This is a genomic window from Streptomyces sp. NRRL F-2664 (assembly GCF_000719345.1).
In the GTDB taxonomy this organism is placed as follows: domain Bacteria; phylum Actinomycetota; class Actinomycetes; order Streptomycetales; family Streptomycetaceae; genus Streptomyces.
The window spans coordinates 136,824-150,690 of the sequence record NZ_JOFX01000008.1 but is presented as its reverse complement, the minus strand read 5'-3'; the positions used below and the strand labels follow the sequence as shown (position 1 = coordinate 150,690).

At 73.7% G+C, this 13,867-nt stretch carries 14 protein-coding genes; 9 read left to right on the top strand and 5 right to left on the bottom strand.

What is annotated here, in order from left to right; all coding sequences use genetic code 11:
- Positions 1-38: 38 nt before the first annotated feature.
- On the bottom strand, positions 39-953 hold the full coding sequence (locus IF89_RS0111685; RefSeq protein ID WP_030765140.1) for a PaaX family transcriptional regulator C-terminal domain-containing protein: 915 nt from the start codon (positions 951-953) through the stop codon (positions 39-41).
- A complete protein-coding gene (locus IF89_RS0111680; protein ID WP_078628237.1) occupies positions 950-1,507 on the bottom strand; it encodes a GNAT family N-acetyltransferase in 558 nt (185 codons plus the stop codon). Before IF89_RS0111680 ends, IF89_RS0111685 begins: the two co-directional genes overlap by 4 nt.
- A gap of 227 nt (positions 1,508-1,734) precedes the next feature.
- On the opposite strand from IF89_RS0111680, the gene IF89_RS0111675 reads away from it, so the two are divergent.
- From IF89_RS0111675 to IF89_RS0111665, 3 genes are all read left to right on the top strand, one after another.
- Positions 1,735-2,751 (top strand): alpha/beta hydrolase family protein, encoded by a 1,017-nt coding sequence (locus IF89_RS0111675; protein WP_030765134.1) that lies wholly within the window; start codon positions 1,735-1,737, stop codon positions 2,749-2,751.
- 89 nt (positions 2,752-2,840) lie between these two features.
- Positions 2,841-3,263 carry a secondary thiamine-phosphate synthase enzyme YjbQ gene (locus IF89_RS0111670; RefSeq protein WP_030765131.1) on the top strand — a complete coding sequence of 141 codons (423 nt, stop codon included), beginning with the start codon at positions 2,841-2,843 and terminating at the stop codon, positions 3,261-3,263.
- An 816-nt stretch (positions 3,264-4,079) separates the two neighbouring features.
- The gene (locus IF89_RS0111665) at positions 4,080-4,580 is read left to right on the top strand and encodes an N-acetylmuramoyl-L-alanine amidase (RefSeq protein ID WP_051806980.1); all 501 of its coding nucleotides are present in this window, start codon (positions 4,080-4,082) and stop codon (positions 4,578-4,580) included.
- 17 nt (positions 4,581-4,597) lie between these two features.
- On the opposite strand, the gene IF89_RS0111660 is transcribed toward IF89_RS0111665, so the two are convergent.
- From IF89_RS0111660 to IF89_RS0111650, 3 genes are all read right to left on the bottom strand, one after another.
- Entirely contained in the window at positions 4,598-6,073 is a 1,476-nt protein-coding gene (locus tag IF89_RS0111660; protein WP_030765125.1) for a M1 family metallopeptidase, read from the bottom strand.
- A 566-nt stretch (positions 6,074-6,639) separates the two neighbouring features.
- Complete coding sequence (locus IF89_RS49025; protein WP_267882095.1) at positions 6,640-6,924, bottom strand: DUF11 domain-containing protein; 285 nt, start codon at positions 6,922-6,924, stop codon at positions 6,640-6,642.
- A 272-nt stretch (positions 6,925-7,196) separates the two neighbouring features.
- The gene (locus IF89_RS0111650; RefSeq protein ID WP_030765119.1) at positions 7,197-7,655 is read right to left on the bottom strand and encodes a hypothetical protein; all 459 of its coding nucleotides are present in this window, start codon (positions 7,653-7,655) and stop codon (positions 7,197-7,199) included.
- Between the two features lie 175 nt (positions 7,656-7,830).
- On the opposite strand from IF89_RS0111650, the gene IF89_RS0111645 reads away from it, so the two are divergent.
- The 6 genes from IF89_RS0111645 (at position 7,831) to IF89_RS0111620 (ending at position 13,844) form a co-directional block, all read left to right on the top strand.
- The gene (locus IF89_RS0111645) at positions 7,831-8,763 is read left to right on the top strand and encodes a YhjD/YihY/BrkB family envelope integrity protein (protein ID WP_234327725.1); all 933 of its coding nucleotides are present in this window, start codon (positions 7,831-7,833) and stop codon (positions 8,761-8,763) included.
- A 17-nt stretch (positions 8,764-8,780) separates the two neighbouring features.
- Complete coding sequence (locus IF89_RS49325) at positions 8,781-11,528, top strand: LuxR C-terminal-related transcriptional regulator (RefSeq protein WP_324605323.1); 2,748 nt, start codon at positions 8,781-8,783, stop codon at positions 11,526-11,528.
- A 116-nt stretch (positions 11,529-11,644) separates the two neighbouring features.
- Entirely contained in the window at positions 11,645-11,842 is a 198-nt protein-coding gene (locus IF89_RS0111635) for a hypothetical protein (protein ID WP_030765110.1), read from the top strand.
- Between the two features lie 123 nt (positions 11,843-11,965).
- Positions 11,966-12,424: a DUF7144 family membrane protein gene (locus IF89_RS0111630; protein WP_030765107.1), complete on the top strand. Its 459-nt coding sequence runs from the start codon at positions 11,966-11,968 to the stop codon at positions 12,422-12,424.
- 371 nt (positions 12,425-12,795) lie between these two features.
- Positions 12,796-13,035, top strand: coding sequence for a chaplin (locus tag IF89_RS0111625; protein ID WP_051806978.1), 240 nt, complete (start codon positions 12,796-12,798; stop codon positions 13,033-13,035).
- Between the two features lie 161 nt (positions 13,036-13,196).
- Positions 13,197-13,844 carry a hypothetical protein gene (locus IF89_RS0111620; RefSeq protein WP_030765102.1) on the top strand — a complete coding sequence of 216 codons (648 nt, stop codon included), beginning with the start codon at positions 13,197-13,199 and terminating at the stop codon, positions 13,842-13,844.
- Positions 13,845-13,867: the final 23 nt, after the last annotated feature.

The following is a 13,867-nucleotide window of genomic DNA, read 5'->3' as shown; positions in this document are numbered from 1 at the left end:
CCGCGGCACGGCGCGTACGACGCCCCTGCGGGCCGCGGTCAGGCGGGCGGTGGCGGCGGCTCGGCGGCGGTGACGGCCTGTTCGTACAGGCGGAACAACCGCGGCTGCTCCGGGCCGCGGCCGTCACCGGCTGCGAGCTGCTCCCAGCAGCGTGCCGCCAGGCCCCGGGCGCGGGTGCCCGGCCAGGGCTGCGGCAGCAGCTCGGGAGGCAGCAGCGGATCGGGCCGCATGGCGGCGGTGAACACCGCAGCCAGCTCGACGGCGCTGGTCAGACGCTCGGTCCCGGTAGGCCGGTCCGGGCCGGCCAGGCGGCCCAGCAGCGCCGAGGCGAGGGTGGCAAGCGCCCGATGGCGCTCGGCGACCCGGCCGAGCGGCCAGAGCAGCGCGGCCAGCCCGCGCGGATCCGTCTCCTCGCCCACCCGCAGGTCGCGACTGGTGAAACGGGTCAGTGCGGGCAGCACGCCGAGCCGGGAGGCATGCGCCTCGACGATCGAGCCGATCGGGTTGGCGCAGACGTAGAGCCCGCCCTGGAGGGGAGCCGCACCGAGGTGCAGGAGGGTGTCGCGCAGGGAGTCGCGTGCCCGCCGTTCGGCCTCCGGGACGGCGAAGGCGAACAGGTGCCAGGTCCCGTCCCAGGGCGCCAGCCCCCGGTCCTGCCGGTAAGCGTGGCGCACGTACTCCACATCCGGGGCGATGGCCCCGGTGGCGTCGGCGCAGGCCTGCAACCGGGCCTTGCGGCCGCGGCCCTCCTGGGTGAACCGCCCCTCCGCGACCAGGCGCTTGACGCACAGCCTGACCTGCTGGTCGCTCATCCCGAGCGCCTCGGCGACGGCGTACAGCTCACCGGTGTCGACGGTGCCGTCCTCGCGCACCAGGGCGTGCACCAGGGTCCGGGTGCCGACCTCGGGCGCGGTCGGCTCCGACGGGGCCCCGTTCTGCTGTCCGTCGCTCACCGCGGCCCCTCCCCGGTGCGTGCGGGGACGGCCCGGTGCATAGTGGTCACCGCGCCGAAGCCCATGAGGCCCTTGAGGTAGGGCGTCCGCTCCGTCCGCACGGCTCGGAATCCGTGGCGCTCGTACAGTGCGCGGGCGCGCGGGTTGACGTCGACGACGTCCAGACGGATCCGAGAACAGCCCGCCTCGGCGGCGACGGCCGCGATCTCCGCCAGCAGTCGGCTGCCCGTACCCATACCGCGGTGGGAGGCCTCGACGGCGATACCGTCCATCACCAACTCGCCCGGCCGCGGGGTCCGTTCCAGCAGCGCCAGCACGGCGAGGCGGGGGAGGCCGCGCAGGTGCCCGTAGCCGGTGAGGACGTCCCGGACGCCGCCACCGGTGAGCCCCCGCCCGCCGAGCCGGTATCCGGCGACACCCACGACGTGCCGCCCTCCCGGGGCGAGCGCGACGACACCGCGATCGCGGTGGAGATGCCGGGCGATGAACGCCCGTCCCCGCTCCGGCGGTCCCAGGGCGGCACCGAGCTTGCGCCCGAAGGCCTCCCAGTACATCGCGGCGACCTGCTCCTCCGCCCCGCACGGCACTCCGCGCCGGATGCGTACCCCTGTGTCCACGTCTCCTCCTCGGCCTTGTGGACGACCATAGTACGTTCACGCTACGGTCGAATCGCAAACGAGCGTTTTGTGAATGATAGTTTTCGGAGGGGTGGATGGTGGCGGCAACAACACCGGAGCGGGGGGCGGGGCGGGCGACGCGCCGCCGTCGCCGGACGAGAGCCGTGGCGGCGGTGCTGGCGGTGCTGGCGCTCGCCGCAGCCGGACTCGGCACGCTGATCGTCCGGCAGAACACCTACGCACTGCGCGAGGAGACGGTGACCGTCCGCCACGGAGGCCGCGCCCTCGACGGCGTGCTGGCCCTGCCCGAGCGCGGCCGGGGGCCGTTCCCGCTGGTGGTGTTCGTACACGGGGACGGTCCGGTGGACGCCACGCACGAGACCTTCTACCGACCCCTCTGGGAGTCCTTCGCCCGCGCCGGATACGCCTCCCTGTCGTGGAGCAAGCCGGGGGTGGGAGGATCGCCCGGCAACTGGCTCGACCAGTCCATGGACGACCGTGCCGGGGAGGTCGCCGACGCCATCGCCTGGGCCCGGCAGCGGCCCGAGGTGGACGCCGGCCGGATCGGCCTGTGGGGCGCCAGCCAGGCCGGCTGGGTGCTCCCCAAGGTCGCGGCGGCGGACCCGCGGATCCGGTTCGTCATCGCGGTCTCGCCCGCCATCGACTGGCGCCGGCAGGGCCGCTACAACCTCCTCGCGGAACTGCGCCGCGACGGGGCCTCCGACGCCGAGGCCGCCGCCGCCCTGCGCCGCCGCGACACCGTCCTCGACCTGCTCGCGCGAGGAGCCCCGTACGAGGAGTACGTGCAGGCCGTCGGCGATGCGCCGGACATGAGCGCCGAGCGCTGGCGCTTCGTCTCCCGCAACCACACGGCCGACGCGAGCGTCGACCTGCCGGCGCTGCGCGGGCTGCCGGTCCTGCTGGTGCTGGCGGGACACGACCTGAACGTGGACGTCACCGAGACCGAGGCCGTCTACCGGCAGGTGCTGCCAGGGCCGGCGCTGCACGTCGCCCACTACCCGGACGCCACCCACGCTCTCGTCAGACGCTCCGTGGAGGCATCGACCGTGCGCCTGACCCTGACGGCGGTGTGCGCGCCGCGGAGCCTGTTCGCCGACGGCTTCCTGGCCGACCAGCGGACCTTCCTGGCCTCCCTCGGGGACGCCGCGCCCCCGTCGTGAACGAAGCAGCCCCGGCAGCCGTCCCGGGTGCGGCGGCGACACGGGCCCGGTTGCGCCGGCCCGGTCCGGGGCGGCGGGAGGATGGAGCCATGGCCGACACCTTCGCAACGCGCACCATCGACGTGACGACCGGCGACCGGGAGGGCGTCCACGACCTGACCTCCGCCTGCGCCGCCTTCCTCAGGGAGGTGGCGCGCGGCCGCAGCGGACTGCTCAACATCTTCACCCCGCACGCGACCGCCGGGCTCGCCGTCATCGAGACGGGAGCGGGCAGCGACGACGACCTGCTGACCGCCCTGAAGTCGCTGCTGCCCGCCGACGACCGGTGGCGCCACCGCCACGGTTCCCCGGGCCACGGACGCGACCATGTCCTGCCCGCGATCGTTGCGCCCCACGCGACGCTCCCGGTGGTCGACGGGGCGCTGGAGCTCGGAACCTGGCAGTCCGTCACCCTGGTCGACACCAACAAGGACAAGGGCCACCGTCACGTGCGGTTGAGCTTCCTGGGCTGACGCTCTCCGGCCGTCACGACGTCGCGGTGGTGCGCTGATCGGCGCGCGGCGGGCCCACTTCCGCTCGACCCAGTAAGGGTCGTAGGCGTCGAAGGTGGTCAGCTCGATGTCGGTGATCCACGTGCAGGCCGAGCTCGTCGGCCGCGCCGCCCTGCGACGGCGGCCGGACACGGTTGGCCTTGCCCGACACCTTCACCGGCGCGGGGGTGCGGTCGATGACCACGCCCCGACGACCGTCACCGGTCCGGAGGCGGGCCGCACCACGCGGCCGTCAGCTCGACCACCGCCGGCGCGGTGAAACTGGCCAGCAGGCCGGATCCTCTACACCGTGTGCGTACTGATGGCCCAGCCCCACCCCGATGCCGCCATCAGGGCCGCCGTGCAATACACCAGCACCGCGGAACCGCTGTGACCCGGCCCGGCACCGTACTCTCGGCCCGCCCTCCACCCCTGGTCTGCCGAAGGGACGCGGCGGCGCGTGCGCCGACTGGTGGAGGACCGGCTTGCCGGGGTGGTGACGCCGGTGAAGCATCGATGACAAGACGTGTCGCCGGTGCGTGGTGATGCCGGGAGTCGCGGCGCGTCGACCTTCTGCCTGCCTGCTCGACTTCATGAGGAGTGGCCATGGAAGACAGCCTGCTGACCCGTCGACGGCTGTTGTGGGGGGCCGCCGGCGCGGCGGGCACGGCTCTGGCCGCTGTCGGGCTGCCCCTGCTGATGAGACCCGAGGAGAAGGTGAAACCTGCGGTGCCGAGTCCCGGTAGCAGAGCGCCTGTTGCCGCAGGACCGCCCGGGGCAGTGCGAAAGGACTCCTCGGTGGACTACGCGCCCGCAGTCTGGGTCGAAGCCTGCGAGTCCAACTACACGGCCTCCGAGCGCCCCGAGTCGTATCCCATCGAGTACGTCGTCATTCATCTGACAACGGACATCCTGCCGGTCATGTTCGCCAAGTTCAAGGACCCCGCCGAGAGGGTGTCCGCGCACTACATGATCAGCGCAACCGGCACGCGGATCGCCCAGTGCGTGCGCGAACGCGACGTCGCCTGGCACTCCGGCAGCGTCTGGTACAACCACCGGAGCATCGGCATCGAGCACGAGGGGTGGACCGATCAGCCTGTCTACGTCGACAAGATGTACGAGACGTCCGCCGTACTCACCGCCACGGTCTGTGCGAAGTACGACGTCCCGGTCGACCGGGACCACATCATCGGCCACGTGGAGGTCCCGCTGTCCACTCACGACGACCCCGGGGCCGTGTGGGACTGGGACAAGTACATGAATCTCGTCGATACCGCCCGCCGGCGCATCAGGACCTGATGCCGCGGCGGGCCCCGTCAGGCGGGCTTGCCGTCGCCGTAGAGCCACGAATCCCAGATCGCGTCGAGGTCCCGGCCGGCCCTGGCCTCCACGTACGAGGTGAAGTCCTCAGTGGAGGCGTGGCCGTGGCGGTGGCGCAGGGTCCAGCCCCGCACCAGGGCGCGGAAGCCCTCGTCCCCCACGGCCTGGCGGATCATGTGGAGCACCATTGCGCCGCGCACGTACACCGGCTGGCCGGAGATGTCCGAGGCGCTCGGCGGCTCGGCAGGCGGGAAGTCCCACTCGTCGTCGTCCGGGGCCTTGGCGTGGTTGCGGTCGAAGTGGTCCTGGGCGCTGGCCCCGCCGTGGTCCTCGGTCCACAGCCACTCCGCATAGGTCGCGAAGCCCTCGTTGAGCCACATGTCCCGCCAGGTTCGCGGGGTGACGGAGTTGCCGAACCACTGGTGGGCCATTTCGTGCACCACGTTGGTGGTGTGGAAGATGCCGGCCGGAATGGTCGGCCTGGTCTGGGTCTCCAGGGCGTAGGGAACGTCGGCCGCCTGATCGACGATCACCCCGGCAGCGGAGAAGGGGTAGGGGCCGAACCTCCGCTCAGCCCATTCCATGACCTCGGGGAACCGGCCGAGGACCGCGCCGTCCTCGTCCACGCCCGCGGTCGTGTCGATCGCTGACAGGACCGGAATCCCCGACCGGGTCCGTGAGGACCTGATGTCGTAGCTGCCGATGGCCACGGTCGCCACATGGCTGGCCATGGGCTCGTCCTGGCGCCAGTGGAAGGTGGTGCGGCCGCCACTGGTGCGCTGGGTGAGAAGCCGCCCGTTGGAGATCGCCTGCACTCCCTCGGGGACCGTGACGATGATGTCGTACGAGGCCTTGTCCGAGGGGTGATGGCTGCCCGGGAACCAGGACATCGAGCCCGTCGGCTCGCCGAACGCGACCGCTCCGTTGTCCGTCCTCAGCCATCCTTCGCGCCACCCGTTGTCGTGGGTGATCGACGTGGGATTCCCCGCGTAGTGCACGACGCTGCGGAAGGCGGCGCCCTTCCTGAGATGGTCGCGCGGCTGCAGGGTCAGTTCCTGACCGTCATGGCGCAGCTGCGCCCTGCGGCCGTCGACGGTAGCGCTCCGCGCTTCCATGCCGAGGAGGTCGAGGTTGAAGGCGCTGAGGTCCGCCGTGGCCCTCGCGGTCATCTCCGCAGTGCCTTTGAGACGACCGCTGTCGGGGTCGTAGTCCAGGGTCAGGGCATAGTGGGTGACGTCGTAGCCGCCGTTGCCGAGCTCCGGGAAGTACGGGTCACGGGCGCCTGCGGCGCCGGGGTGCCCGCCCCGGAACACCGCGCCGGGTGCCGCCCTCCGAAGGGTGTCCCCGCCGGTGCGGGTACCCGCCGCGCCGCCGCTGCGGCCGTCGGACTGCGAGCATGCGGGGAGGGTGGCGAGCAGTCCCGCGACCGCGACGGCGGCCAGACGTCCGGAAGTCTTCACGCAGCCGATCATGACCCGGGCAGCGAGCGCCCCCACCACGCCACGCCGTGCCCGTGGCCCCCGGCGGGCACGGCCCCCGCATGCCGTCGCCCAGGTGGCGCCGACGGAGCCGGCTACGGTGTGGCGACCCGCCACCAGTGCCATGGACGGATCGCATGCCGGACGAAGCGTCCGACCACCCACGACTGCGAGCGATCATTCGCCCCCTCATATCACCGCAGAACGCGGTCGGCATCAGGGTGTTCACCAAGCTCCGCGGAAGTGTCGTTTCGGCGGTGAACAGGGGCAGGCCGAACGGGTGACTGCGCGATCCGGCCCGGCGCCACCGTCCCCTTCACCGTCCAGCGGGCAGGGCAGACCCTCACGCTCCAGGTCACCCTCGACAGTTGACACGCACCGGCGCGCCCGTGAGTCGCTGTCGTCTTGACGCCGGCCACTGAGACGCGCATCGTCTCCCGTGTCCTCCGGCTCCGGCCGGATGCCGCTGACTGCGCGAGGCCCGTGACCACACCGCAAGTGACGCCGTGACCCGCCCCGTAAGGGCGGGGTCACGGCGTGCGCGCGGGTGCAGGCGGGGGTCAGGCGCAGGGGGAGCAGCAGGAGGGGGCGCGTTCGACGCAGAGGGTGACGGTGTCGGTGTTGTGGGAGGTGTCGAGGTCCTTTTCCTCGGCACGGGCGGTGGCAGTGTTGGTGACCGAGCCGGCCGCGGTGGCTTTGGCGCGCAGTGTGAGAGCGGCGGTGGCGCCGTCGACGAGGTTGCCGACGGTCCAGAGGCCGGTGTCGGAGTCGTAGGTGCCCGCGGAAGCGTCGGCGGACAGGAAGACGAGCGGGCGGGGGAGCCGGTCGGTGACGGTGCTCGGCAGGCTGCCCGGCTGCCCGCCGGTGGCGCCGTTGCCCAGACGGAAGACGACCTGGTTCCCCTGGGCGTCGAAGTGCGCCTGATGTCACTCGGCCGCCTCGCCAGGCGGCCGTGAGGTGCGCGCCGCCCCGCCGCTGCGGCCGAGGAACGTCGCCCTCACCGCCGGTACCCTGGCCTCCTCCACGGCCCGACCGGCTTCGGCCTCCACTCCGGTCCGGGCTTGCGGGTGGCCCAGGGCCGGCTGACGCGCAGGCGCCGGCGTCGAGGGGGCGCAGGTCACCAGCGCCAGACGAGGGATCCGCCGTCCGCCACCTCGGACCAGCGCTCGGCGGCACGGTCGAGCGCCGCGCACGCCAGGGCGACCTGCCGGTCGTCGAGCGGGCTCCGGCCGACCCCCCGGCCCTCGGTGCTGAGCCCGGACCAGACCCGGTAGGCCCAGTTGACGCAGAGTTCGGCCCGCAGCACGGCGTCGCCACCGCGCCGCAGGACCTTCAACCCCGACCGGCGGTGGCGGGACGGGGTCGTCGTCTCGAAGCCCTCGAAGGTCGCACCCCGCGCCATGGCCCCCCAGAACCCGTCGGTGATCTCCAGCGCGCTCTCCACCGCCGCGTGCACGAGGTCGTGGGGCATCGTCGGGCCGGTCGCCCGGTCCGTCAGCCGTACGTCCGGCCCCCGCCGGTCCCGCACCTCCAGATCGTGCCGGTTGTCGGGAAGCTTCCGGAAGATGATCTCCATCGTTCTCTCTCTCGGGCGGCGGCGGTCGGTCGGATGGTAGGCGCCCGGCCCGCGCGGACGCGCGCCCTTTTTCCCCGGGACCGCCCCCGACGTGCCGGACCTGCGGCGCTGCCCCATCCTGCTCATGGAGGGCAACCGCAGCCGACAGGCGCCGTCCGCGGAAGGAGCCCGCACCGTGTCGTCCGGACCGCGCGACAAGCCGCCCCGCTTCACCGTGCCGGGCTGGATGCGCAAGTACACGCCGTTGCTGGGCCGGGTCCTCGAACAGTTCGCACGCGTCAACATCCTGGACTGCGCGACCCGGCTGGCCGCACAGGCCTTCCTCGGCGCGATCCCCGCCGTCTTCGTCGTCGGAGCCCTCGCCCCCGAGTGGCTGCGCACGCAGCTCATCTCCACCCTCACCGCCACCCTGGGCCTGACGGGCCCGGCCCTGGACCAGGTCCGCGCGGTCTACGAAGCCACCGACACCGCGGCCGTCACCAGCACCGGCGTGGTCGGGGTCGTCGTGACCCTGCTGTCCGCCACCGCCTGCAGCCGCGCCCTCCAGCGGACCTGCGAGCGGTCCTGGCACCTGCCGAAGGCCGGGGCCCGGCTCGCGGCCTGGCGCTGGGTGGCCTGGCTGCTCGTCTGGCTGGCCGCCCTGTTGTTCCAGGGGCCGCTGCAGGAGGCCTTCGGTATCGGCCGCGCCCTCGGTGCGGTCGTCTCCCTGATCAGCGGAACCCTGCTGTGGTGGTGGACCCAGCACCTCCTGCTCGGCGGCCGCGTGGCGTGGCTGCCCCTGCTGCCCGGCGCCGTCCTGGTCGCGGTCGGGGCGAGCCTGGTCAGCTTCGGCTCCCGGTTCTACGTGCCCCGCGCCATGAACCACAGCCTCCAGCAGTTCGGCAGCCTCGGGCTGGTCTTCGTCGTCCTGTCCTGGCTGATCATGTTCTTCGTCGTCGTCACCATGGGCATCGCCCTGGGCTACATCCTGGCCCACGAGCCCTGGACCGCCCGCCGCCTGGGCACCCCCGACGACCCGCCGCAGATGCTCCTCGCCGAGCCCGCCGCGCCGCAGCCGACCCGCGCCTCACCCGGACCGGGTGACCCGAGTGGTGATCACCCCCGATGACGGCTTGAGTGGAGCCTGTGGCCCGACCGCAGTGCGATCCGATGCTCACGGCCCGCTTCACCGCACCGGCCGTGCCGAAGACGCTCGTCCACCGGCCCGAACTGCTCGCACGCCTGACCGCCGGGGTGCAGGGCCCCCTCACCCTCATCAACGGCCCCGCCGGCTCCGGCAAGACGGTGCTCACCGCCCACTGGGCGGCGGCCGGCGCCCGCGCCCCGCGGCCCCCCGTGTGGCTGACCGTCGAACCCGACGACGCCCCCGGCGTCTTCTGGGCGTACGTGCTGGAAGCCCTGCACCGGGGCGGCGTCGAGCTGCCCGCCACCGTGGGCGGGCCCACCCGCGCCGAAGGGGTGACCCAGTCCTTCCTGGTACGCCTGGCGGCGGCCCTGGCCGATGCCGTGCAGCCCGTGGTCCTCGTCCTCGACCAGTTCGACACGGCCCAGCCGCCCGCCATGACCGAGGGGCTGGACTTCGTACTCCGGCACGCCGCCGGAGGTCTGCGCATCGTCCTCACCAGCCGGACCGACTCCCTCCTCCCGCTGCACCGCTACCGGGCGGCCGGCGAGATCGCCGAGATCCGGCACGCCGACCTCAGGTTCACCCACGCGGACGCCGAGGCCCTGCTGGGCGAACACCGGCTGGACCTGTCGCAGGACGGCGTCCGGCTGCTGATGCAGCGCACCGAGGGATGGGCCGCCGGGGTGCGGCTGTGCGCCCTCGCCATGCAGCGCAGCCCCGATCCGGAAGCATTCGTGCGCCAGTTCGCGGCAGACCGCACCACCATCGCCGACTACCTGCTCAAAGAGGTGCTCGACGCGCAGCCGCCCGACACACAGGACCTGCTGCTGCGCGTCAGCATCACCGACCGGGTCCACCCCGACCTGGCGGACGCGCTCACCGGCCGCGACGACGCCGCCCGGACCCTGGCCGGGCTGGCCCGCGACAACGCCTTCCTGGAACAGGTCGACGCGTCGGCCTGGTACCGGCTCCACCCCCTGTTCGCCGAGGTCCTACGCGCACACCTGCGGCAGCGCCACCCGGGTCTGGAGCAGCAGCTGCACGGCCGTGCGGCACGCTGGCTCGCGGCGACCGGCCGGCTCACGGAGGCCGTGGTCCAGGCGGCCGAGGCCGGCGACTGGCCGTTCGCGGCGGAACAACTCGTCGACGGCCTCGCGATCGGCCGGCTGTTCACCGGCCTGGAGGCGGAGCAGCTGAACCGGGCCTTCGCACCCCTCCCCGCGGATGCGCCGGGCGTGGCACCCGCCCTGGTCGGCGCGGCCGCCCGCCTCGTCGCAGAGGACCTGCCCGGGTACGAGGACGCGGTGCGGCACGCCGACTCCCGGCTGAGCGCCGGATCCGGTGGGGCCGCCCGGCTCAGCAGGGCCTTCCTGGGGGTGCTGGCAGGACGCACGACCGGCGACGCGGCGGCCACCGAGCGGGCGGCGGCCGACGCCGAGCGCCTGCTCGGCGAGCTGCCGGCGCGGCGCGTGGCCGCGCACCCCGAGATCCGTGCCCTGCTGCTGGGGGCCCTCGGCGTGGTGCGTCTCGGTGCCGGACGGCTCGACGCGGCGGAGCACGTCCTGAGGGCCGCCGTCGAGGCGTGCGACGCCGGGCCGCCGGCGGACCGGTCCACCATGCCGGAGACCGATGGCACCACCGTTCGGGCAGCCGATCCGGCGACGCAGCATCCGCTCAGCGACGCGCTCGGCTCGCTCGCCCTCGTCGAGCTGGTGCAGGGCCGCTTCCGGGAGGCCGCCGACCACGCCCGCGCGTCCCTCGCGGTGGCGGAACGGTCGGCCCTCCCGCCCGAGCGGCGGTCCGGCGCCGCCCACCTCGCGCTGGCGGGCGTCGCCGTCGAGCACGGCGACCTACCGGCTGCGCGTTCCCACATGCAGCAGGCGACCGCCGCCGCCGGCTCCCGCCCCGAACCGGTGGCGGCACTCCACGCAGCGGTCATCGGCACCCGCATCGCGGCCCACGAGGGCGACGGACGGGCGGCGCTCGCCGTACTCGCCCGCCTGCGCCCGGCCGCCACGGCCGCGCCCGCGTCCGCCTGGGCCGTGGACGAGCTGGCCGTGGCCGAGTCGGCCGCGCACCTGGCGTGCGGTGACGCCGCAGCGGCCCTCCGGGCGCTCGACGCCGTGCCCCGCGGGCGGCCCGAGCACGCGCTGGCCCGCGCCCGCGCCCTCCTGGCGGCCGGCCGTACCGGCCCCGCCGCGCGGGAGCTGGCGGCCCTGCCCGCCGAGGACCGCCTCGCGCCGCCGGCCCAGCAGGCCGCCCGCCACCTGCGGGCCGCGATCGCCGCGGCGCAGCACGGTCCCGGCACGGCCGGGCCCGGGCCGGCGGGAGCCGCGCTGCAGGCCGGCGCCGGGACGGAGGAGCTCCTCCGGCCGCAGGAACTGCGCCGGCCCGAAGAGCTCCGCCAGCCGGACGGACTGCGCCGGCCCCCCACCCGCAGCGGGCCCCCGGACCGCCGCCTGCTGCGGGAGGGCCCGCGGCCGTCGCCGGGCCGCGGCCGCCCCGTCCGCCACCACCGGCCCGGCCGCGCCGCCGACGGGGCGCCGCCCGTGGTGGAGGCGCTCAGCGTCCGGGAGACCGAGGTGCTGCGCCACGCCGCGCGGATGCTGTCCACCGACGAGATCGCGGCCGAGCTGTACGTGTCCGCCAACACGGTCAAGACCCATCTGAAGAGCATCTACCGCAAGCTCGGCGTCACCCGGCGCAGCGACGCCGTCCACCGGGCCGAGGACCTCGGGCTGCTCTGACGCACACGGCCGGCGGCCGTCTCGCCCGCACCGGGCGATGCCGGGCGGCGGGGTACGGGCGACGATGGCACGGCACAGCACCTGAAGTCTTTCCGTCGGAGAGAAGTGAGTGCGCTATGCGCTACGAGTTCCGCATCTCGGGCGTCGTACCGGACACACTCGCCGCGAGCTTCCCCGAGCTCGACCGGATCCCCGTCCGGGAGCAGACGCTCCTGCTCGGCGTCGTGGCGGACGAGGCACACCTGTACGGGCTTCTCACACGCTTCCAGTCCCTGGGCCTGCGGGTGCTCGAAATGCGCCAGGTACCCGCCTGACGCCGTCCCGCCACACGACCCGGAAGGGAGGACCACCCGCTTCGGGTGATCACGAGAAGCCGAGGGCCGGACGACACTGTGATGAGTGTCCGGCGCGGTACCGCCAATTGTGAGGTGAGTTCGATGGGCCAGTCGACACCGACCGGGGGAGCTTGGAACACCGGCCCCGCGCCGGGCACCACACCGCTGTCCAGCGGTGACGACGGAACCGGAGGAGCGGTCGGCACGTTCTTCGCCGCGGTCCTCCTCGTCGTGACAGGATGCCTGGCGATCTTCCAGGGCATCGCCGCCATCGCCGAGGACGACGTGTACGCACGCCTCGGCAACTACGTCTTCGAGTTCGACCTGACGGCATGGGGCTGGATCCACCTCATCGTCGGACTCGTCGTCGTCCTGACCGGGGTGGGTCTCTTCCTCGGCTCCAACGTGGCCAGGGGCGCGGGCATCGCGCTCGCCGGCCTCAGCATCATCGTCAACTTCCTGTGGCTGCCGTACCAGCCCTGGTGGTCGATCATCATCATCGCCATCGACGTGTTCATCATCTGGGCCCTGTGTACCAGTTGGACGCACAAGCCCGCCTGACCGGACGCGGCGCACAGGCACACGAGCACCCGGTCCGGCCCCGCGCCGGACCGGGTGCCGCCGCGCGGGCGGCCTTCCTTCCCGCGGCCGATGACGCCCGGGCCGGCGCTGTGGACCGCGAGGACCTCCCCGCCTCCGCCGATGCGCCGTACCGGGTCCGAGCAGCCCTGCCCACCGCGGAAGTTGCTCGAACAGGGCCTCGAACCGGCGCCGGTGCCGTACGACCGAACGGAGGCCCGGGGGCACCTCTTCGAGGGAACGGGGGCCTTCCGGCTTCGGCCCACGGCGGTCGGCTGCCGAAGAAGGAGGGGCGGCCCCCCTCGGGGCCGTGCGGTGCTCCGGCACCGCCCTGCACGACAAGGAGATTCCTCGTGTCGCGTGTTTGGAAGAGTGCGGGCCTCGCTCTGGTGCTGGGCCTGGCAGTCATCGGCGGTGCGTCCTCTGCCTCGGCGGACTCCGTCGCCGAGGGAATCGCGGTCGGCTCGCCGGGTGTCCTCTCCGGCAACGTCGTCCAGATCCCGATCCACATTCCGATCAACGTCTGCGGGAACAGCATCAACGTGATCGGCGCGCTCAACCCGGCCGCCGGCAACACCTGCGTCAACGCCTGACCGGCGTAGCGCCGAGCCCGGCCCGGTCGGAGCCCCGACCGGGCCGGACTCCACGCCTCTCCCGGCCGGCCGGCCCGACCGGGCGCCCGCTGCGGACCCGGGTGGGGGCATCGGTGCGGCGGCGTGCGAGGCTGGGCCGGGACCTGGAAGGAGACCCCGCCATGCACACGCCGAGCCGGCCCGAAGACCTCGACCACCCGTCGCAGTTGTGGGCCAGAGCCGCCATCATGGCGATGGTGGACACGGCCTTCGCCCGCGGTACGGAGTTCGCCCTCGACGAAGATGGTCTGTGGTGCCACTCCACCGGCGCCGGCGGCTGGTGGCGCCTGACCGTGTTCGAGGGGGGACGAGCTGTGTTCTGCGGCCAGGACCCCGACGGCAGCCACACCCACATCGGCGGCGAGCAGATCGACTTCCTCGCCGGCGGACCCGACTGGCTGCCCTGGGACCTCCTGCGGGACGACGCGGACGGCAACCTGTTCGGCTTCGTCTACTGGTGGGAGGACGGTGCCTGGCACCGCATCCCGTACCCGGAGGAGCTGCGCGAGGACGGGCTGGAGGGAGCCGCGCCCTGGGTCGGCTCGCACGAGGAGTTCCTGGGGCTCACGGCTGCCTCCTTCGACGCCCCGTACGTGCAGGAACGCGCCCTCACCGAGGCCGTGGACCGGTTCGCGGCCCTGGCCCGGGACGGCAAGGCCGACGCCGACGCGGTGACGGCCCTGCTGACGGCCCCCGGTTCCGACGGCGGCACCGCTCCGCGCCTGGACGCGGCCCTCGACATCGCCGCCCGAGCGGGCATCCTGGCCTGAGCCGATCGCGATCTCGGGCCCGG

Excerpts from the sequence above, each read along its gene's own strand:
- IF89_RS0111680 (WP_078628237.1), bottom strand. The coding sequence starts at position 1,507 with ATGTACTGGGAGGCCTTCGGGCGCAAGCTCGGTGCCGCCCTGGGACCG.
- IF89_RS0111670 (WP_030765131.1), top strand. The coding sequence starts at position 2,841 with ATGGCCGACACCTTCGCAACGCGCACCATCGACGTGACGACCGGCGAC.
- IF89_RS0111660 (WP_030765125.1), bottom strand. The coding sequence starts at position 6,073 with ATGATCGGCTGCGTGAAGACTTCCGGACGTCTGGCCGCCGTCGCGGTC.
- IF89_RS0111650 (WP_030765119.1), bottom strand. The coding sequence starts at position 7,655 with ATGGAGATCATCTTCCGGAAGCTTCCCGACAACCGGCACGATCTGGAG.
- IF89_RS0111635 (WP_030765110.1), top strand. The coding sequence starts at position 11,645 with ATGCGCTACGAGTTCCGCATCTCGGGCGTCGTACCGGACACACTCGCC.
- IF89_RS0111630 (WP_030765107.1), top strand. The coding sequence starts at position 11,966 with ATGGGCCAGTCGACACCGACCGGGGGAGCTTGGAACACCGGCCCCGCG.
- IF89_RS0111620 (WP_030765102.1), top strand. The coding sequence starts at position 13,197 with ATGCACACGCCGAGCCGGCCCGAAGACCTCGACCACCCGTCGCAGTTG.